The organism is Nocardioides sp. NPDC127503 (assembly GCF_040302165.1).
Classification (GTDB): Bacteria; Actinomycetota; Actinomycetes; order Propionibacteriales; family Nocardioidaceae; genus Nocardioides.
The window spans coordinates 1-13,440 of the sequence record NZ_JBEORH010000001.1; the positions used below are offsets into that span (position 1 = coordinate 1).

Annotated in this window: 15 protein-coding genes; 7 read left to right on the forward strand and 8 right to left on the reverse strand. The window is 70.2% G+C overall.

Annotated features, from left to right (window positions below; genetic code table 11):
- Positions 1-201, reverse strand: a 201-nt coding sequence (locus ABTW65_RS00005; RefSeq protein ID WP_350657703.1) for a hypothetical protein, incomplete at its 3' end; no start/stop codon positions are given.
- Between ABTW65_RS00005 and ABTW65_RS00010 the strand changes: the two genes are divergently transcribed.
- Genes ABTW65_RS00010 through ABTW65_RS00020 form a run of 3 tightly spaced genes read left to right on the forward strand, consistent with a single transcriptional unit; the run spans position 200 to position 2,849 of the window.
- Positions 200-898, forward strand: coding sequence for a polysaccharide deacetylase family protein (locus tag ABTW65_RS00010; RefSeq protein WP_350657704.1), 699 nt, complete (start codon positions 200-202; stop codon positions 896-898). The two genes, ABTW65_RS00005 and ABTW65_RS00010, sit on opposite strands and share 2 nt — an antisense overlap.
- A 54-nt stretch (positions 899-952) precedes the next feature.
- The gene (locus tag ABTW65_RS00015; RefSeq protein ID WP_350657706.1) at positions 953-2,065 is read left to right on the forward strand and encodes an FAD-dependent oxidoreductase; all 1,113 of its coding nucleotides are present in this window, start codon (positions 953-955) and stop codon (positions 2,063-2,065) included.
- Positions 2,066-2,096: 31 nt separating this feature from the next.
- Positions 2,097-2,849, forward strand: a complete 753-nt coding sequence (locus ABTW65_RS00020; RefSeq protein ID WP_350657707.1) for a DoxX family protein — start codon at positions 2,097-2,099, stop codon at positions 2,847-2,849.
- A 7-nt stretch (positions 2,850-2,856) separates the two neighbouring features.
- Here ABTW65_RS00020 and ABTW65_RS00025 read toward each other — a convergent pair whose 3' ends face one another.
- Genes ABTW65_RS00025 through ABTW65_RS00035 form a run of 3 tightly spaced genes read right to left on the reverse strand, consistent with a single transcriptional unit; the run spans position 2,857 to position 5,009 of the window.
- Positions 2,857-3,504 carry a GNAT family N-acetyltransferase gene (locus ABTW65_RS00025; protein ID WP_350657708.1) on the reverse strand — a complete coding sequence of 216 codons (648 nt, stop codon included), beginning with the start codon at positions 3,502-3,504 and terminating at the stop codon, positions 2,857-2,859.
- Positions 3,505-3,547: 43 nt separating this feature from the next.
- On the reverse strand, positions 3,548-3,739 hold the full coding sequence (locus tag ABTW65_RS00030; RefSeq protein WP_350657709.1) for a hypothetical protein: 192 nt from the start codon (positions 3,737-3,739) through the stop codon (positions 3,548-3,550).
- 16 nt (positions 3,740-3,755) lie between these two features.
- Positions 3,756-5,009 (reverse strand): aspartate aminotransferase family protein, encoded by a 1,254-nt coding sequence (locus tag ABTW65_RS00035; RefSeq protein WP_350657710.1) that lies wholly within the window; start codon positions 5,007-5,009, stop codon positions 3,756-3,758.
- Positions 5,010-5,116: 107 nt separating this feature from the next.
- Here ABTW65_RS00035 and ABTW65_RS00040 point away from each other — a divergent pair, with 107 nt between their 5' ends.
- The gene (locus tag ABTW65_RS00040) at positions 5,117-6,583 is read left to right on the forward strand and encodes an NAD-dependent succinate-semialdehyde dehydrogenase (protein WP_350657711.1); all 1,467 of its coding nucleotides are present in this window, start codon (positions 5,117-5,119) and stop codon (positions 6,581-6,583) included.
- A gap of 17 nt (positions 6,584-6,600) precedes the next feature.
- Here ABTW65_RS00040 and ABTW65_RS00045 read toward each other — a convergent pair whose 3' ends face one another.
- From ABTW65_RS00045 to ABTW65_RS00060, 4 genes are all read right to left on the reverse strand, one after another.
- A complete protein-coding gene (locus ABTW65_RS00045; protein WP_350657712.1) occupies positions 6,601-7,257 on the reverse strand; it encodes a GntR family transcriptional regulator in 657 nt (218 codons plus the stop codon).
- A gap of 164 nt (positions 7,258-7,421) precedes the next feature.
- Positions 7,422-8,792 (reverse strand): MFS transporter, encoded by a 1,371-nt coding sequence (locus ABTW65_RS00050; RefSeq protein WP_350657713.1) that lies wholly within the window; start codon positions 8,790-8,792, stop codon positions 7,422-7,424.
- 170 nt (positions 8,793-8,962) lie between these two features.
- On the reverse strand, positions 8,963-9,682 hold the full coding sequence (locus tag ABTW65_RS00055; protein WP_350657714.1) for a maleate cis-trans isomerase family protein: 720 nt from the start codon (positions 9,680-9,682) through the stop codon (positions 8,963-8,965).
- A complete protein-coding gene (locus ABTW65_RS00060; RefSeq protein WP_350657715.1) occupies positions 9,679-10,389 on the reverse strand; it encodes a maleate cis-trans isomerase family protein in 711 nt (236 codons plus the stop codon). Before ABTW65_RS00060 ends, ABTW65_RS00055 begins: the two co-directional genes overlap by 4 nt.
- A 95-nt stretch (positions 10,390-10,484) precedes the next feature.
- Between ABTW65_RS00060 and ABTW65_RS00065 the strand changes: the two genes are divergently transcribed.
- From ABTW65_RS00065 to ABTW65_RS00075, 3 genes are read left to right on the forward strand one after another with little or no spacing between them, the layout of a single operon-like run.
- Positions 10,485-11,480 (forward strand): D-2-hydroxyacid dehydrogenase, encoded by a 996-nt coding sequence (locus tag ABTW65_RS00065; RefSeq protein WP_350657716.1) that lies wholly within the window; start codon positions 10,485-10,487, stop codon positions 11,478-11,480.
- Positions 11,477-12,928 carry an amidase gene (locus tag ABTW65_RS00070; RefSeq protein WP_350657717.1) on the forward strand — a complete coding sequence of 484 codons (1,452 nt, stop codon included), beginning with the start codon at positions 11,477-11,479 and terminating at the stop codon, positions 12,926-12,928. The genes ABTW65_RS00065 and ABTW65_RS00070 overlap by 4 nt, the downstream gene beginning before the upstream one ends.
- Positions 12,925-13,437, forward strand: coding sequence for a DUF3830 family protein (locus tag ABTW65_RS00075; RefSeq protein WP_350657718.1), 513 nt, complete (start codon positions 12,925-12,927; stop codon positions 13,435-13,437). Before ABTW65_RS00070 ends, ABTW65_RS00075 begins: the two co-directional genes overlap by 4 nt.
- Positions 13,438-13,440 lie beyond the last annotated feature (3 nt).

Here is a 13,440-nt window from a genome sequence, read left to right on the forward strand (position 1 = left end):
GTTGGTCATCACGATCGAGAACAGGAGGCTGCCGCCGAGGATCACGGCGAGGCGTACGAGGAGCTTCATGTCTCCAGCCTCGCTGATCGTGCTGCGGGGCGCATGAGTGCGAGTACTCAGCCTTGCGGGAACGACTTGACCCTTGACACGGATGAGCCACGCCTCGATCGTGTTCGATAACGATTTCGAAGGAGCCGCCATGACTGTACGGAGCAGCGGCTGGCAGCCGGGAGGCGCGGTCCGTCCGACGTCGACGCCGCTCGCCGCCGCCAGGGGCACGGGCAACGTTGCCGCCCTCACCTTCGACGACGGCCCAAACCCCGGCGAGACGGATCGCCTGCTGGAGATTCTGGCGACTCACCAGGTCACCGCGGTGTTCTGTGTCATCGGCCAGAACATCACTGCCCCCGGCGGCGCCGAGATCCTCAGCCGCATCGTCGCCGCGGGCCACACGCTGTGTAACCACTCCACTTCCTACGCCGACATGGGCAGCTGGTCGCACGCCCAGGTCGAGCGGGATCTCAAGGCCAACCTCGCGACGATCCGAGAGGTGCTGGGAGACCCGGCTCAGAAGGTGCCCTACTTCCGGGCTCCCAACGGCAGCTGGGGCAACACCGGAGAGGTCGCCGCGTCCCTCGGCATGCAGCCGCTCGGGCTGGGCAACGTGATCTTCGACTGGGACGGCAACGACCTGTCCGAGGAGACGCTGGCGAGCAACCTCCGCGCGGCGATCCAGCCCGGCGCGGTGGCCCTGGCCCACGACGGTGGTGGCAACCGCGAGAACACCGTCGACGCGGTCGAGACGGTGCTCCCGGAGAAGCTTGCCGAGGGATACACCTTCACCCTGCCGCAGGGCGGCATCCCGGGCGCAGACTGGACGCCGAGGGTGCGGTGGTGACGTACGACCTCGTCGGCCCGGGCCAGGTCGGCGACGTCGGCTAGATTGCGCGTCGTGAATGGATCGACGAGCAGGCGGAGTGCCCTGGTGGTCGGTGCGGGGATCGGAGGGCTCACCGCGGCGCTCGCGCTGTCCCGGGTGGGATGGCAGGTGACCGTACTGGAACGCGCGCCGGAGCTGGGCGAGGTCGGCGCCGGACTCTCGATCTGGCCGCGGGCGTGGAAGATCCTTGCCGACCTCGGGGTCGCGGATCGCCTCGTGGACGGGACCCGGCCGGCGATCCAGGCGGGACTGCGGCGGCCCGACGGGCGCTGGTTGGCGAAGGTGGGTGCCGACGCCGTCGAACGGACACCGGTGATGGTGCATCGGGCCCGGCTGCACGAGGCGCTGGTGGGCGAGCTGGAGACGCGCGACGAGGTCGAGGTACGCACCGGGGTGACCGTCACCTGCCTGGCTGATCTCGACGACGTCGACGCCCGCGGCCCGGCCGACGTGGTGGTCGCCGCCGACGGGATCCGCAGCACGATCAGGAACGAGCTGCACCAGCGCGAGGACGTACGTTATGCCGGCTACACCGCCTACCGCGGCGTCACCGCGGAGCCGGTGCCGGGTAATGCGTCGACGACGGGCGGGGAGACCTGGGGGACCGGGGTGCGCGTCGGCTACGCGCCGCTGGTGGATGGCCGGACCTACTGGTTCGTCACCGCCAACCGGCCGGAGGGGGAGACCGGCGGGAACCATCACGCCGACGTCACCGCGCTCGTGGGCGACTGGCACGACCCGATCCCGCAGCTGTTGGCGGCGACGCCGCCGAGCGCCGTTCTCCGTGGGGACATCTGTGACCTGCGGCTGCCGCTGAAGCGGTTCGACCACGGGCGGGTCGTGCTCCTCGGCGACGCCGCGCACGCGACGACCCCCAACCTCGGTCAGGGCGCCTGTGCCGCGATCGAGGACGCCGCCGTTCTGGCCGCGCAGCTCGCCGGCCATGCTCGCGTCGAGAGTGCGCTGGTGGCGTACGACCGGACCCGGCGGCCCGCGACCTCTCGGCTGGTGCGGGCGTCCCGGCTGGTCGGCGTGCTCGGCCAGGTCGAGAACGGCCCCGTGGTGGCGGTCCGTGATGCCGGGCTCGCGGGGCTCGGCGCGATCGCGGGGCTGCTGAGCAGGTAGGCGTCACAGCCGCGGGGCCGCTGGTGTCTGGATGACCATGACGGCTACCTATCTCACCCTGACGCTCATCGCCTCGATCGCCGCGCTCGGCGGGGCGGTGCTCAACCTGACCGGTCATCGGATACCGGTGACCGAGGCCCAACGGCTCTCGGTGCCGCTGGAATGGCTGAGGTTCCCGATCGGGGCGTCCTACGCGCTGGGCTTCCTGGGGCTGCTCGTCGGTCTCGCGGTCCCGGCGGTCGGGATCGTCGCGGCCGCCGGGTTCGTCGTCTTCTTCGTGCTCGCGATCGGGGCGCACCTGCGGGCGGGGGACCGGAGCCTGGGCCGCGCGGCCGGTGGTCTCGCGCTCTCACTGGCCACGCTCGTCGCCACCGGGATGTACGCGGCGGCGCAGTCGGATCTTGGAGGGGTCGTCGCGGCGTACGTCAACGAACGTCCGGACCCGTGGTGGCCGGTCGTGCTGCTCGCGGTGATCCAGATCGGCGACGCGGCGATGTGCTTCAAGCCGGTCAGCTTCATCGCCCAGTGCTTCACCGACGTCGGGCTGCCGCGGGCCCTGTGGCCGGTGATGCCGTGGGTCAAGGTCGCCGCCACCGCCGGCCTGATCGCCGGGCTGTGGGTGCCGTACGTCGGGGCGCTGACCAGCGCGGCGCTGGTGGTCTACTTCGTGCTCGCCGTCTCGGCCCACATCCGGGCCCGCGATTTCGGCCGCAACCTCGCCCTCAACGCCACGTTGTCGCTGGTCCTGTGCGCGGCCGTCTTCGTCTTCTGCTTCCTGAGCTGAGCGGTTCCTATGACGCGCCGAACAGGGGCAGGCACGGCTCCAGGCCGCTGACCTCGATCTCGCTGCGATCGTTGAGCTCCCACCGTTCCCGGCCGAGCCGGAGGCGGTGGGAGACGAGCACCTCACCGTCCCGTACGTCGCGGGAGATGCCGTCGGGCTCGTAGCCGAGCCTGGTCGACACCCCGACGGAGGCGGCATTGTCGGGGAAGGCCTCGGAGGTGGCGTAGGCGCCGCCGAGATGGTCGAAGACCAGGGTGAGGGCGCCGAGGCGGGCCTCGGTGCCGAAGCCGCGGCGGTGGTGTCGCAGGCCGAGCCAGGACGCGGTGGTGACCTCGCGTCGGGTGGCGAACTCGGTCGCCGAGACCCATACGACCCCGATCGGGTCGTCGTCGAGGAAGGCGGCCAGCCCCAGGCTCCAGTCGTCGGGCTTCCACTCGCCCCGGCTGGACCAGGCGCCGCGCATCACGTGGCGGGCCCGCTCCAGCGGTGGCCGCTCGGCCCACGGGGTCAGGAACGGCCGCTGTGTCGGCTCGTGGACGCCGTCGGCAGCGACCTGTGCCAGCTGCGCGAGCTCGAGGTCGGTCGGCAGCCGCAGCTCCAGGCGCGGGGTCCGGATCACCAGGCCGAACAGCGGCCACACCTCGGTGGGAGTCATCCGCCCATCATTCGAGAGCGCGTACGCCGCGGGCAACCAGTTATCAGGACTCGGTGCTGCCCTGGGTCCGCACGTGCTCGAGGAGGTCGGGCGCTGCCGAGGTGTAGCGGTCGACCTCCTCGCCGCTGTCGCAGGTGCACAGCACGATGGTCACCTCACCGGCGCGCGGCCAGATCGCCTCCCAGGTCGCGCCGGCCTCCTCCCAGCGGAGCAGTCGCTCGAGGTCGTACGTCATCGCGTGATCCGTGCGGTCAGCCGAGGACGGCGTCGACGGACTGGTCCCAGAGGCCGGCCGCCTCGTCGATGGACGCGGAGTCGACGACGAGGGCGGGGATGAACCGCACGACCTGGCCCCAGGCGCCGCAGGTGAGCAGCAGCAGGCCGCGCCGAGCAGCCTCCTGCTGGGCCGCGGCGGCGGTCGCGCCGTCCGGCTCGCCGTCAGGGGTGCGGAACTCGTTGCCGAGCATGAGCCCGAGGCCGCGTACGTCGGTGATCGCCTCGTGCTTGCTCGCGACCTGCTCGAGGGCGGAGCGGAGCTCGGCGCCGCGCTCGGCGGCGTTCTTCACCAGACCCTCCTCCTCGATGACGTCGAGGGTCGCCAGGGCTGCGGCGCAGGCGACGGCGTTGGCGCCGTAGGTGCCGCCCTGCGAGCCGGGCCAGGCCTTCGACATCAGCGCCTCGCTCGCCGCGATCGCGGATAGCGGGAACCCGGAGGCGAGGCCCTTGGCGGTCATGATGATGTCGGGACGTACGCCGAAGTGGTCGTGTCCCCAGAACTCGCCGGTGCGGCCGAAGCCGGTCTGCACCTCGTCGATGATGAGCAGGATGCCGTGCCTGTCGGCACGCTCGCGCAGGCCGGCGAGGAAGGTCTCGTCGGCGGGTACGTAGCCGCCCTCGCCGAGGACCGGCTCGACGAGGAACGCGGCCGTGTCGGCTGGGGCGCTCTGGGTCTGCAGCGTGTAGTCGAGCTGGCGCAGCGCGAACTCGGTCGCCTGCTCCTGCGGCCAGCCGAAGTGGGGTGCGTCGGGGAAGGGGGAGACCACGACGCCGGCCATCAGCGGACTGAAGCCGGCGCGGAACTTGGTGCCCGAGGTGGTCATCGAGGCGGCCGCGACGGTCCGACCGTGGAAGCCGCCGTGGAAGACGACGATGTTGGGGCGACCGGTGGCCTGCCGGGCAAGGCGGATCGCGGCCTCGGCGGCCTCGGAGCCGGAGTTGGCGAAGAAGAGACTGTCGAGTCCTTCGGGGAGCACGGGTCCCAGCCGGTCGACCAGGTCGAGGAGAGGGCGGTGCCTGACCGTCGTGTACTGCCCATGGACCAGGTTGGCGATCTGGCGCTGGGTGGCCTCGACGACCTTCGGATGGCTGTGGCCGGTGCTCGTCACGCCGATGCCGGCGGTGAAGTCGAGATAGCGGCGGTCGTCCTCGTCGAAGAGCTGGACGCCTTCGCCGCGAGCCGCCACGACCGGGGTTGCCTGCTTGAGGATGGGGGAGAGCTTGGCCACCGTGGACTCCTGTTGATTGTCGACAATCCGACTGGCTACTACAGTAGGCGAGCGTTCGACGGCTGTCAGTAGGACAGTCGAATGCTGACCTTGGAGGCTGATGCGGGATGGGCGGAGAACCGAACGAGGCACGGGTCGTGGCGGAGGTGCCGAAGGGGCTCCTTGTCGCAGGTCAGTGGGTGGATGCGAGCGACGGCGCGACCTTCGACGTGCTCGACCCGTCGACGGGGGAGACGCTGTGCGCGGTCGCCGACGCGACCCCCGAGGACGGCCGCCGTGCGCTCGATGCCGCGGCGGGCGCGCAGAAGGAGTTCGCCGCGACTGCGCCGCGCGCCCGGGCCGACATGCTCATGGCCGCGTTCGACCTCCTGCACGAGCGGATCGAGGACCTCGCGCTGCTGATGACGCTCGAGATGGGCAAGCCGCTGGCCGAGGCGCGCGGCGAGATCGCGTACGCCGCGGAGTTCTTCCGTCACTTCGCCGAGGAGGCGGTGCGGATCGAGGGCGGCTACCAGACCGCGCCCGCCGGCGGCTCCCGGTTCCTCATCACGAAGCAGCCGGTCGGCCCCGCGCTGCTGATCACGCCGTGGAACTTCCCGATGGCGATGGGGACCCGCAAGATCGGGCCGGCGATCGCGGCCGGCTGCACGAGCATCATCAAACCCGCCCAGCAGACGCCGCTCTCGATGCTGGCGCTGGGGGAGATCCTTCGCGAGGCCGGCGTGCCCGACGGGGTTGTCAACATTCTGCCGACGACCCGGCCGGGTGAGCTGACCGAGCCGCTGCTGCGCTCCGGCGTGATCCGCAAGCTCTCCTTCACCGGTTCCACCGCGGTCGGGCGGGTGCTGCTCGGCCAGAGCGCGGAGAAGGTGCTGCGTACCTCCATGGAGCTCGGCGGCAACGCCGGCTTCGTCGTCTTCGAGGACGCCGACATCGACGAGGCGGTCGCGGGCGCGATGGCCGCGAAGATGCGCAACACGGGGGAGGCGTGCACGGCCGCCAACCGGATCTACGTCCAGCGCTCGGTCATCGAGGCGTTCGGCGAGCGGCTCGCCAAGGCGATGTCCGAGCTGCCCGTGGGTCGTGGCGTAGAGGAGGGCGTACGCGTCGGGCCGCTCATCGACGAGGCGGCCAGGGAGAAGGTGCAGACCCTTGTGGACGACGCCGTGGCCGGCGGCGCGCGGGTGCTGACCGGCGGCACCGCCCCCGACGGGCCCGGCTACTTCTACCCGCCGACCGTGCTCACCGGAGTCCCCGCGTCCGCGAAGATGGGCAGCGAGGAGATCTTCGGCCCGGTCGCGCCGCTGACCCCGTTCGACACCGAGGACGAGGTGGTCGAGGCGGTCAATGACACCGAGTACGGCCTGGTCAACTACGTCTTCACCAACGACCTGCGCCGCGGCCTACGGGTCGCCGAGGCGCTCGAGTCCGGCATGGTCGGACTCAACCAGGGCGTGGTCTCCAACCCCGCCGCCCCCTTCGGCGGCGTCAAGGCCTCGGGACTGGGGCGGGAGGGCGGGCGTACCGGGATCGAGGAGTTCCTCGAGACCAAGTACGTCGGGATCGCGATGTGACCCAGGCGTGATCCGGTCTAGACGTAGCCCTCGTCGTTGTCCTCGGCGTGGATCAGGCGCCGCAGCGCTTCGTCCATGTGCAGCTCGACGCGCTTGAGGGTCAGCTTGACGTCGCCGGCCTCGATGGCGTCGACGATCTGGATGTGCTCCTCGACCAGCTCGAGAGGCTGCTGGTAGGTGCCCTCCAGTGCGGTCAGGCACATCCGCGTCTCGACGATCAGGGTCTGGTGCATCCGGGCCAGGCGCCGGCTTCCGGAGCACTGTACGAGTACGTCGTGGAAGCGGAAGTCGGCATCGCTCAGCTTCGCCGGGTCGCCCAGCTCGAGGGACTTGGACATCGCGTCGCAGGCGGCGCGCAGCTCACGCAGCGCCGCGGGGATCCGCGCCTTAGCGATCATCGTGGCGGCGGCACCTTCGACGGCTGCCCTGGCCACGTAGATGTCTCGGATGTCGGCCTCGTCGAGCTCGATCACGAAGAGCCCGCGGTTGGGCTCACTGCGGAGCAGGCCCTCCTGGACGAGGCGCTGCATCGCCTCGCGCAGCGGGCCGCGGCTGACGCCGAACTGCGCCGAGAGCGCGGTCTCGCTCAGCTGTGCACCGGGCTGCAGGGTGCGCTCCATGATCGCCGTGCGCAGCTGGCGAGCGATGACCGAGGCCGTCGACTCTCTGTGCACGGGTTCGAAGCTCGATGTCACTGTCAACGTGGTCTCCGATAGGTCACCGAGAAAGAGTTTGATTGTTGACAATCATTGCATGTGGCCAGGGTCGCGGGACGGAAAGACCAGCGAGCGGGCCGGGCACGAGTGACGCGCTCGGCCCGCTCGTCAGCAGCTGCCGGTCAGAGGGTCTGGGCCTTGTCGAGCTCGGCGAGCTCCGCCTCGGACTCCGGCGTACCCGGGATCTCGGTGCCTCGGATCGACTTGCCCGCCGTCTCGACGACGAAGAAGAGCGCGATCAGGCCGACCACGGATCCGGCGATCATGTAGTACGCCGGCATCAGCACGTCGCCAGTCGCGCCGATCAGGGCGTTGTTGACGTACAGGGCAGTGCCACCGAAGGCAGCGGTGGAGATGTTGTAGCCGATCGCCATGCCGCCGTAGCGCACCTGCGAGGGGAACATCGCCGGGAAGGTCGCCGAGATCGTCGCGAGTTGGGCGACGTAGACGATGCCCAGCACGGTGAACCCGAGGACCGCGGGCCAGAAGCCCTGACCGATCAGGAGGAACATCGGCACCGACAGCACGATCAGGCCGATGAAGGAGCCGCCCCACATCGGTTTGCGGCCGACCTTGTCCGAGAGCGCACCGGCGATCGGCAGGAAGACCAGCATCGCGATCTGTCCGAAGATGACCAGCAGGTCGGCGTCCGAGCTGCTGAAGCCGGCTTCCTCCTGCAGGTAGGTCGCCATGTAGGCCAGCAGGGTGTAGTTGGCGATGTTGAGCGCGGCGACCAAGCCGATCAGGGTGAGGATCGGCTTCCAGAACAGCGAGAAGAGATCCTTCAGCGCGGCCCCGGCACCGCCCTCGACCGCGTCCTGCGTCTCGAGCTCCTGGAAGACCGGGGTCTCCTCGAGCCTGGTCCGGATGTAGAGGCCGATGAGGCCGATCGGGCCACCGATCAGGAACGGGATGCGCCAGCCCCACTCGGTCATCGCCGCGTCACCGATGATCGACTCGGTGGTGAAGACGACGGCGATGGCGGCGGTGAAGCCGACGATCGTGCCGAACTCCAGGAAGCTGCCGTAGAACCCGCGCTTCTTGTCGGGTGCGCACTCGGCCATGTACGTCGCAGCGCCGCCGTACTCGCCGCCGGTCGAGAATCCCTGGATCACCCGGAGCAGCACGAGCAGAACCACGGCCCAGATGCCGACCGAGTCGTACGTCGGCAGGCAGCCGACCAGGAAGGTGGCGCCCGCCATCAGGATGATCGTCATCGCGAGGACGCGCTGACGCCCGATGCGGTCGCCGAGGGGGCCCCAGAAGAGGCCGCCGAGCGGTCGCAGGATGAACGAGATCGCGAAGGTCAGAGCAGTGCCGGCGAACCCGTACTCCGGGAAGAAGTTGGCGGTGATCTCGGTCGCGACGTAGGCGAAGGCGCCGTAGTCGAACCACTCGGTCGCATTGCCGACCGCTGAGCCGGTGATGGCTCTTCGAAGCTTCGATTTGTCGGGTTGTGCCTCGTTGGAGGGGATGGTTGGGGTTCCTGACATTTCTTCTCACCTGCTCGGTGTGATTGATGGCTGGGGACCGCGTTTGACCCGCAGTGTTGACTGTAGGTTTGTCAACAATTTGCGCCACGTTAGCGCTGTCTGTGCGCCCTGGCTAGGGCGCGGCGATGGTGACGCAGGGTGTGGCGGGAGGTTTACATAAAGCCGCGAGGCTACCCGAACAGGGCTCCGAGCCCGGGCAGGGGGCGGGGGCTCCCGGCGAGTCGCAGGCCCTCCCAGACGGTCACCTGGTTGGCCGTCAGCACGGGTTTCCCGAGCTCTTTCTCCAACGTATCGATGCTGGTCAGCGTGTGCAGCGCGGTGTCAGGAACGAGGACCGCCTCGGCCTCGGGAACGTCGACGGCCACGGCCATCTCCAGGACCGCGTCCGGACCGAGACGGCCGGCGTCGACGGCGGTGAAGATTCCACTGGCACCGAAGGAGACCACGTCGATCCCGCCCGCCGCCAGGAAGGAGCTGAAGTGTCCGGCCAGATCCTCGGGGTAGGAGGCGGCGACGGCGACCTTCCCGAGCTCGAGCGCCCGGGCCGCCTCGACGAACGCGATCGAGGTCGACGAGGCTGGGACGCCGAGTCGCTCGCTGATCGCGGCCGCCTGGGCCGCGGCACCGTCCCAGCCGTAGACGAAGCTCCCCGACGTGCACGCCCACATCACCGCGTCGGGGGAGTGCACCGCGATCGCGTCGGCGCCTTGGGCGAGCCTGGCCGCGGAGCCGGTGTCGAGGAGCGCCTCGACGGTGTGCTCGTCGCGTCCCATGGAGGTATGGACCAGGGGCAGCCAGACCTCACCGCCGAGCGCGTTCTCGAGTGCGGGGAAGTCGTCCTCGGCTGCGTAGCCGGGATAGAGCAGCCCGATGACCGGCGGCCGGGTCATGAGGCTTGCCCCCACAGGTGCTCGGCGGTCGGCGGGGTGCGGCCGACCAGCCGCAGCGCAGCCTCCATGGTCGCGCGGTTGGCGGAGATGACCGGCTTCCCGAGCTCTGCCTCGAGCCGGCCGATGATGTCGTACGTCGCCAGGTTCGTGCACGAGACGACGACCGCCTCGGCGGCGTCGGTGTCGGCCGCCCGCACCAGTTCGAGCGTGGTCTCGTAGGGAACCTCCCAGATGTGGTGGCCCAACCCGAGGTCGCCGGCGCTCACCACGGTGACTCCGGCCTCGGCCAGGAAGCCGGCGAACCGGGCGGCGAGCGCGACGTCGTAGGGCGTGGCGACCGCGACCCTGGAGACGCCGAGAGCGGCCAGCGACTCCAGCACGGCGCCGGAGGTGGTGATCGCGGGAGCACCACCGGCGCGGTGCATCGCCGCGGTCAGCCGGCGCTCGCCGTGCCGGCCGTGGACGAAGCTGCCGGAGGTGCAGGCGTAGACGTAGGCATGGGGATCGGCGGCCGAGAGGTCGCGTACGGCCTGTTCGACGACCGCGGTCTCGCTGATCTCCTCAGCCATCTCGAGGGTGACCGCCCGGTCGGTGAAGGGCGTCCGGTTGAAGAGCAGGCAGGTGTCGGCCGGGGCCCACCGCCACAGCTCGTGGTCGAGCACCATGTCATGGGGAACGACCACGGCGATGCGTACCGTCGGGTACATCGCACCTCGCTAAGATTGTTGACAATCTTCAATCTGCTTTCCTAGCGTAGTCTCGGATTATTGCGAAGGTGTGTCGATGCGACGGAGGATTTTTCTTGGAGACGTCCCGGCGCCCCGCGATCACGATCCTCTGTCCGCCCGACGGCGGCAGACCCGCCGGGATGGAGCGCCTCGAGGCGGATGCCGAGCTCACCTACACCGATGCCGCGGGCCTGCCCGACGCGCTTCGCGGAGCCGAGGCGCTGCTGCTGTGGGACTACTTCTCCGAGGCTGTCCGTGACGCCTGGCCGAGCGCCGGCTCGCTGCGCTGGCTCCATGTCGCCGCCGCCGGGGTCGACAAGCTGCTCTTTCCGGAACTGGTCGCCTCCGAGGTGGTCGTCACCAACGCCCGCGGGATCTTCGACCGGGCGATGGCGGAGTTCGTGCTCGGCTCGATCCTGGCCGTGGCCAAGGACATTCACCTCAGCCATGAGCTGCAGTCGACCCGGAAGTGGCTTCGCCGCGAGACTCGGCTGATCAGTGCCGAGACCGCGCTCGTGGTCGGCACCGGCGCGATCGGTCGCGAGACGGCCCGGCTCCTGCGCGCGGCCGGGATGGACGTCCGCGGCGCCGGCCGCACCGCCCGTAGCGGTGATCCCGACTTCGGTGAGGTCGTCGCCAGCGCCGATCTGGCCGCGCACGTCGGCTGGGCCGACCACGTCGTCATCACGGCCCCGCTGACCGACAAGACCCGTGGCCTGATCAGCGAAGACGTGCTCGCCGCGATGAAGCCGGGCAGTCACCTGGTCAACGTCGGCCGCGGGCAGATCGTCGACGAGGCCGCGCTCGTCTCCGCGCTCCGAGACGGCCCGGTCGAGGCGGCGTCCCTGGACGTCTTCGAGGTCGAGCCGCTGCCGGCCGAGAGCCCGCTGTGGACGATGCCGGGCGTGGCGGTCTCGGCACACATGTCCGGCGACTACGAGGGCTGGCGGGAGGCGCTGGCGGACCAGTTCGTCGACAACGCACGGCGCTGGCTGAGCGGCGAGCCACTGCTGAACGTCGTCGACAAGCAGCGCGGCTTCGTCGCCGCGGAGCAGGGGGAGAGGCCATGACCGACCCGATGACCGACCCGAAGAGCGTGTCCGGATCCGACCTCAGCGCCCTGACCGCCGCCGAGCTCGTGGCCGGCTATCGCTCGGGCGCCTTCACCCCGCTCGACGCGACACGGTCGGTGCTCGACACGATCGAGGAACGTGACCCCGCGGTGAACGCGTTCGTCCGGGTCGACCCCGACGGCGCGCTGGCGCAGGCGACCGCCTCCACCGAGCGATGGCGAGCCGGGCACCAGTTCGGCAGCGCCGACGGCGTACCGACCTCGGTCAAGGACATCCTGTGGACCGCAGGATTGCCGACAATCCGCGGCACCTGGCTCATCGACGAGGCCGGGCCGTGGCCGGAGGATGCCCCCGCGGTCGCGCGACTGCGCGAGGCCGGCGCAGTGATCACCGGGAAGACGACGACGCCCGAGTTCGCCTGGAAGGGCGTCACCGACTCGCTCCGCTACGGCTCCACCGGCAACCCCTGGGACGCGAGCCTGACCTCGGGCGGCTCCAGCGGCGGCGCCGCGACGGCGGTCGGTCTCGGCATGGGCCCGTGGGCGCTCGGCACCGACGGGGGCGGCTCGGTACGGATCCCGGCCTCCTTCACCGGCACGGTGACGATCAAGCCCACCTACGGACTGATCCCGCTCTATCCCGCCAGCCCCTTCGGCACCCTCTCGCACGCCGGTCCGATGACCAGGACCGTGACCGACGCGGCCGCGCTGCTCGACGTGATCGCCGGCTTCGACTCCCGCGACTGGTCGGCGATGCCGGCGCCGGGTGCCTCCTTCCTGGCCGGCCTGGACGACGGTGTCGAAGGGCTGAGGATCGGGTTCTCACCCACGCTCGGCTACGTCGAGAACGACCCCGAGGTCGAACGGCTGGTCCGCGAGGCGGTCGCCGTGCTCGAGTCCGCGGGCGCCCAGGTCGAGGAGGTCGACCCAGGTTTCACCGACCCGGTCGAGGCGTTCGACGTGCTCTGGTTCTGCGGCGCGGCGAAGGTCATCGACGCCTATCCGCCCGGTGCGATCGAGAAGATCGACCCGCTGCTGCGCGAGGGCATCGAGACCAAGGGCCGCGGCTCCGCGGCCGACTACCTGGACGCCACCGCGGTACGGATGGACCTCGGCCGGTTGATGGGGCGCTTCCACGAGACGTACGACCTGCTGGTCACCCCGACCATGCCGATCACCGCCTTCGAGCGGGGGCTGCAGGCGCCGAAGGGCTGGCCCTCGCAGTGGTGGCCGAGCTGGACGCCGTACACCTACCCCTTCAACATGACCCAGCAGCCGGCGGCGAGCGTGCCCTGCGGCACCACCGAGGAGGGTCTGCCCGTCGGCCTCCAGATCGTCGGTGCCCGCCACGACGACGCCCGGGTGCTGCGAGCGGCGCGGGCCTACGAGCGGGCCAGCGGTGAGCTGTTCGTCCGACCTGTCGACAATCCTCGAGGAGCCCGATGAGCCGCTACATCACCGTCACCCTGGAGCGCCGCGGCGTCTCCTGCCTCGCCCGCCTGCTCGACGAGGAGGCGCCACGCACCGCCGGCGCCGTGTGGGACGCACTGCCGCTGAGCGGACAGGTCTTCCACGGCAAGTACGCCCGCAACGAGATCTACAACCTGGTGCCCGCCTTCGCCGCGAAGGAACCCGGCAAGGAGAACACGACGGTCACCCCGATCCCCGGCGACCTGTGCTACTTCGCCTTCTCCTCCGACGACCTCGGCAACCCGTCCTACGGCTACCCGGAGGACCGCGGGCCGGGAGAGATGACCGAGATCGTCGACCTCGCCCTCTTCTACGGCCGCAACAACCTGCTCATCAACGGCGACCAGGGCTGGGTGCCGGGCAACGTCTTCGGCACGGTCGTCGACGGCCTCGAGGAGATGGCGCAGGCCTGCCAGGACGTCTGGATGAACGGCGCCACCGACGAGACTCTCACCTTCGCGCGCTCGCACGACGACGCGCAGTAGCGA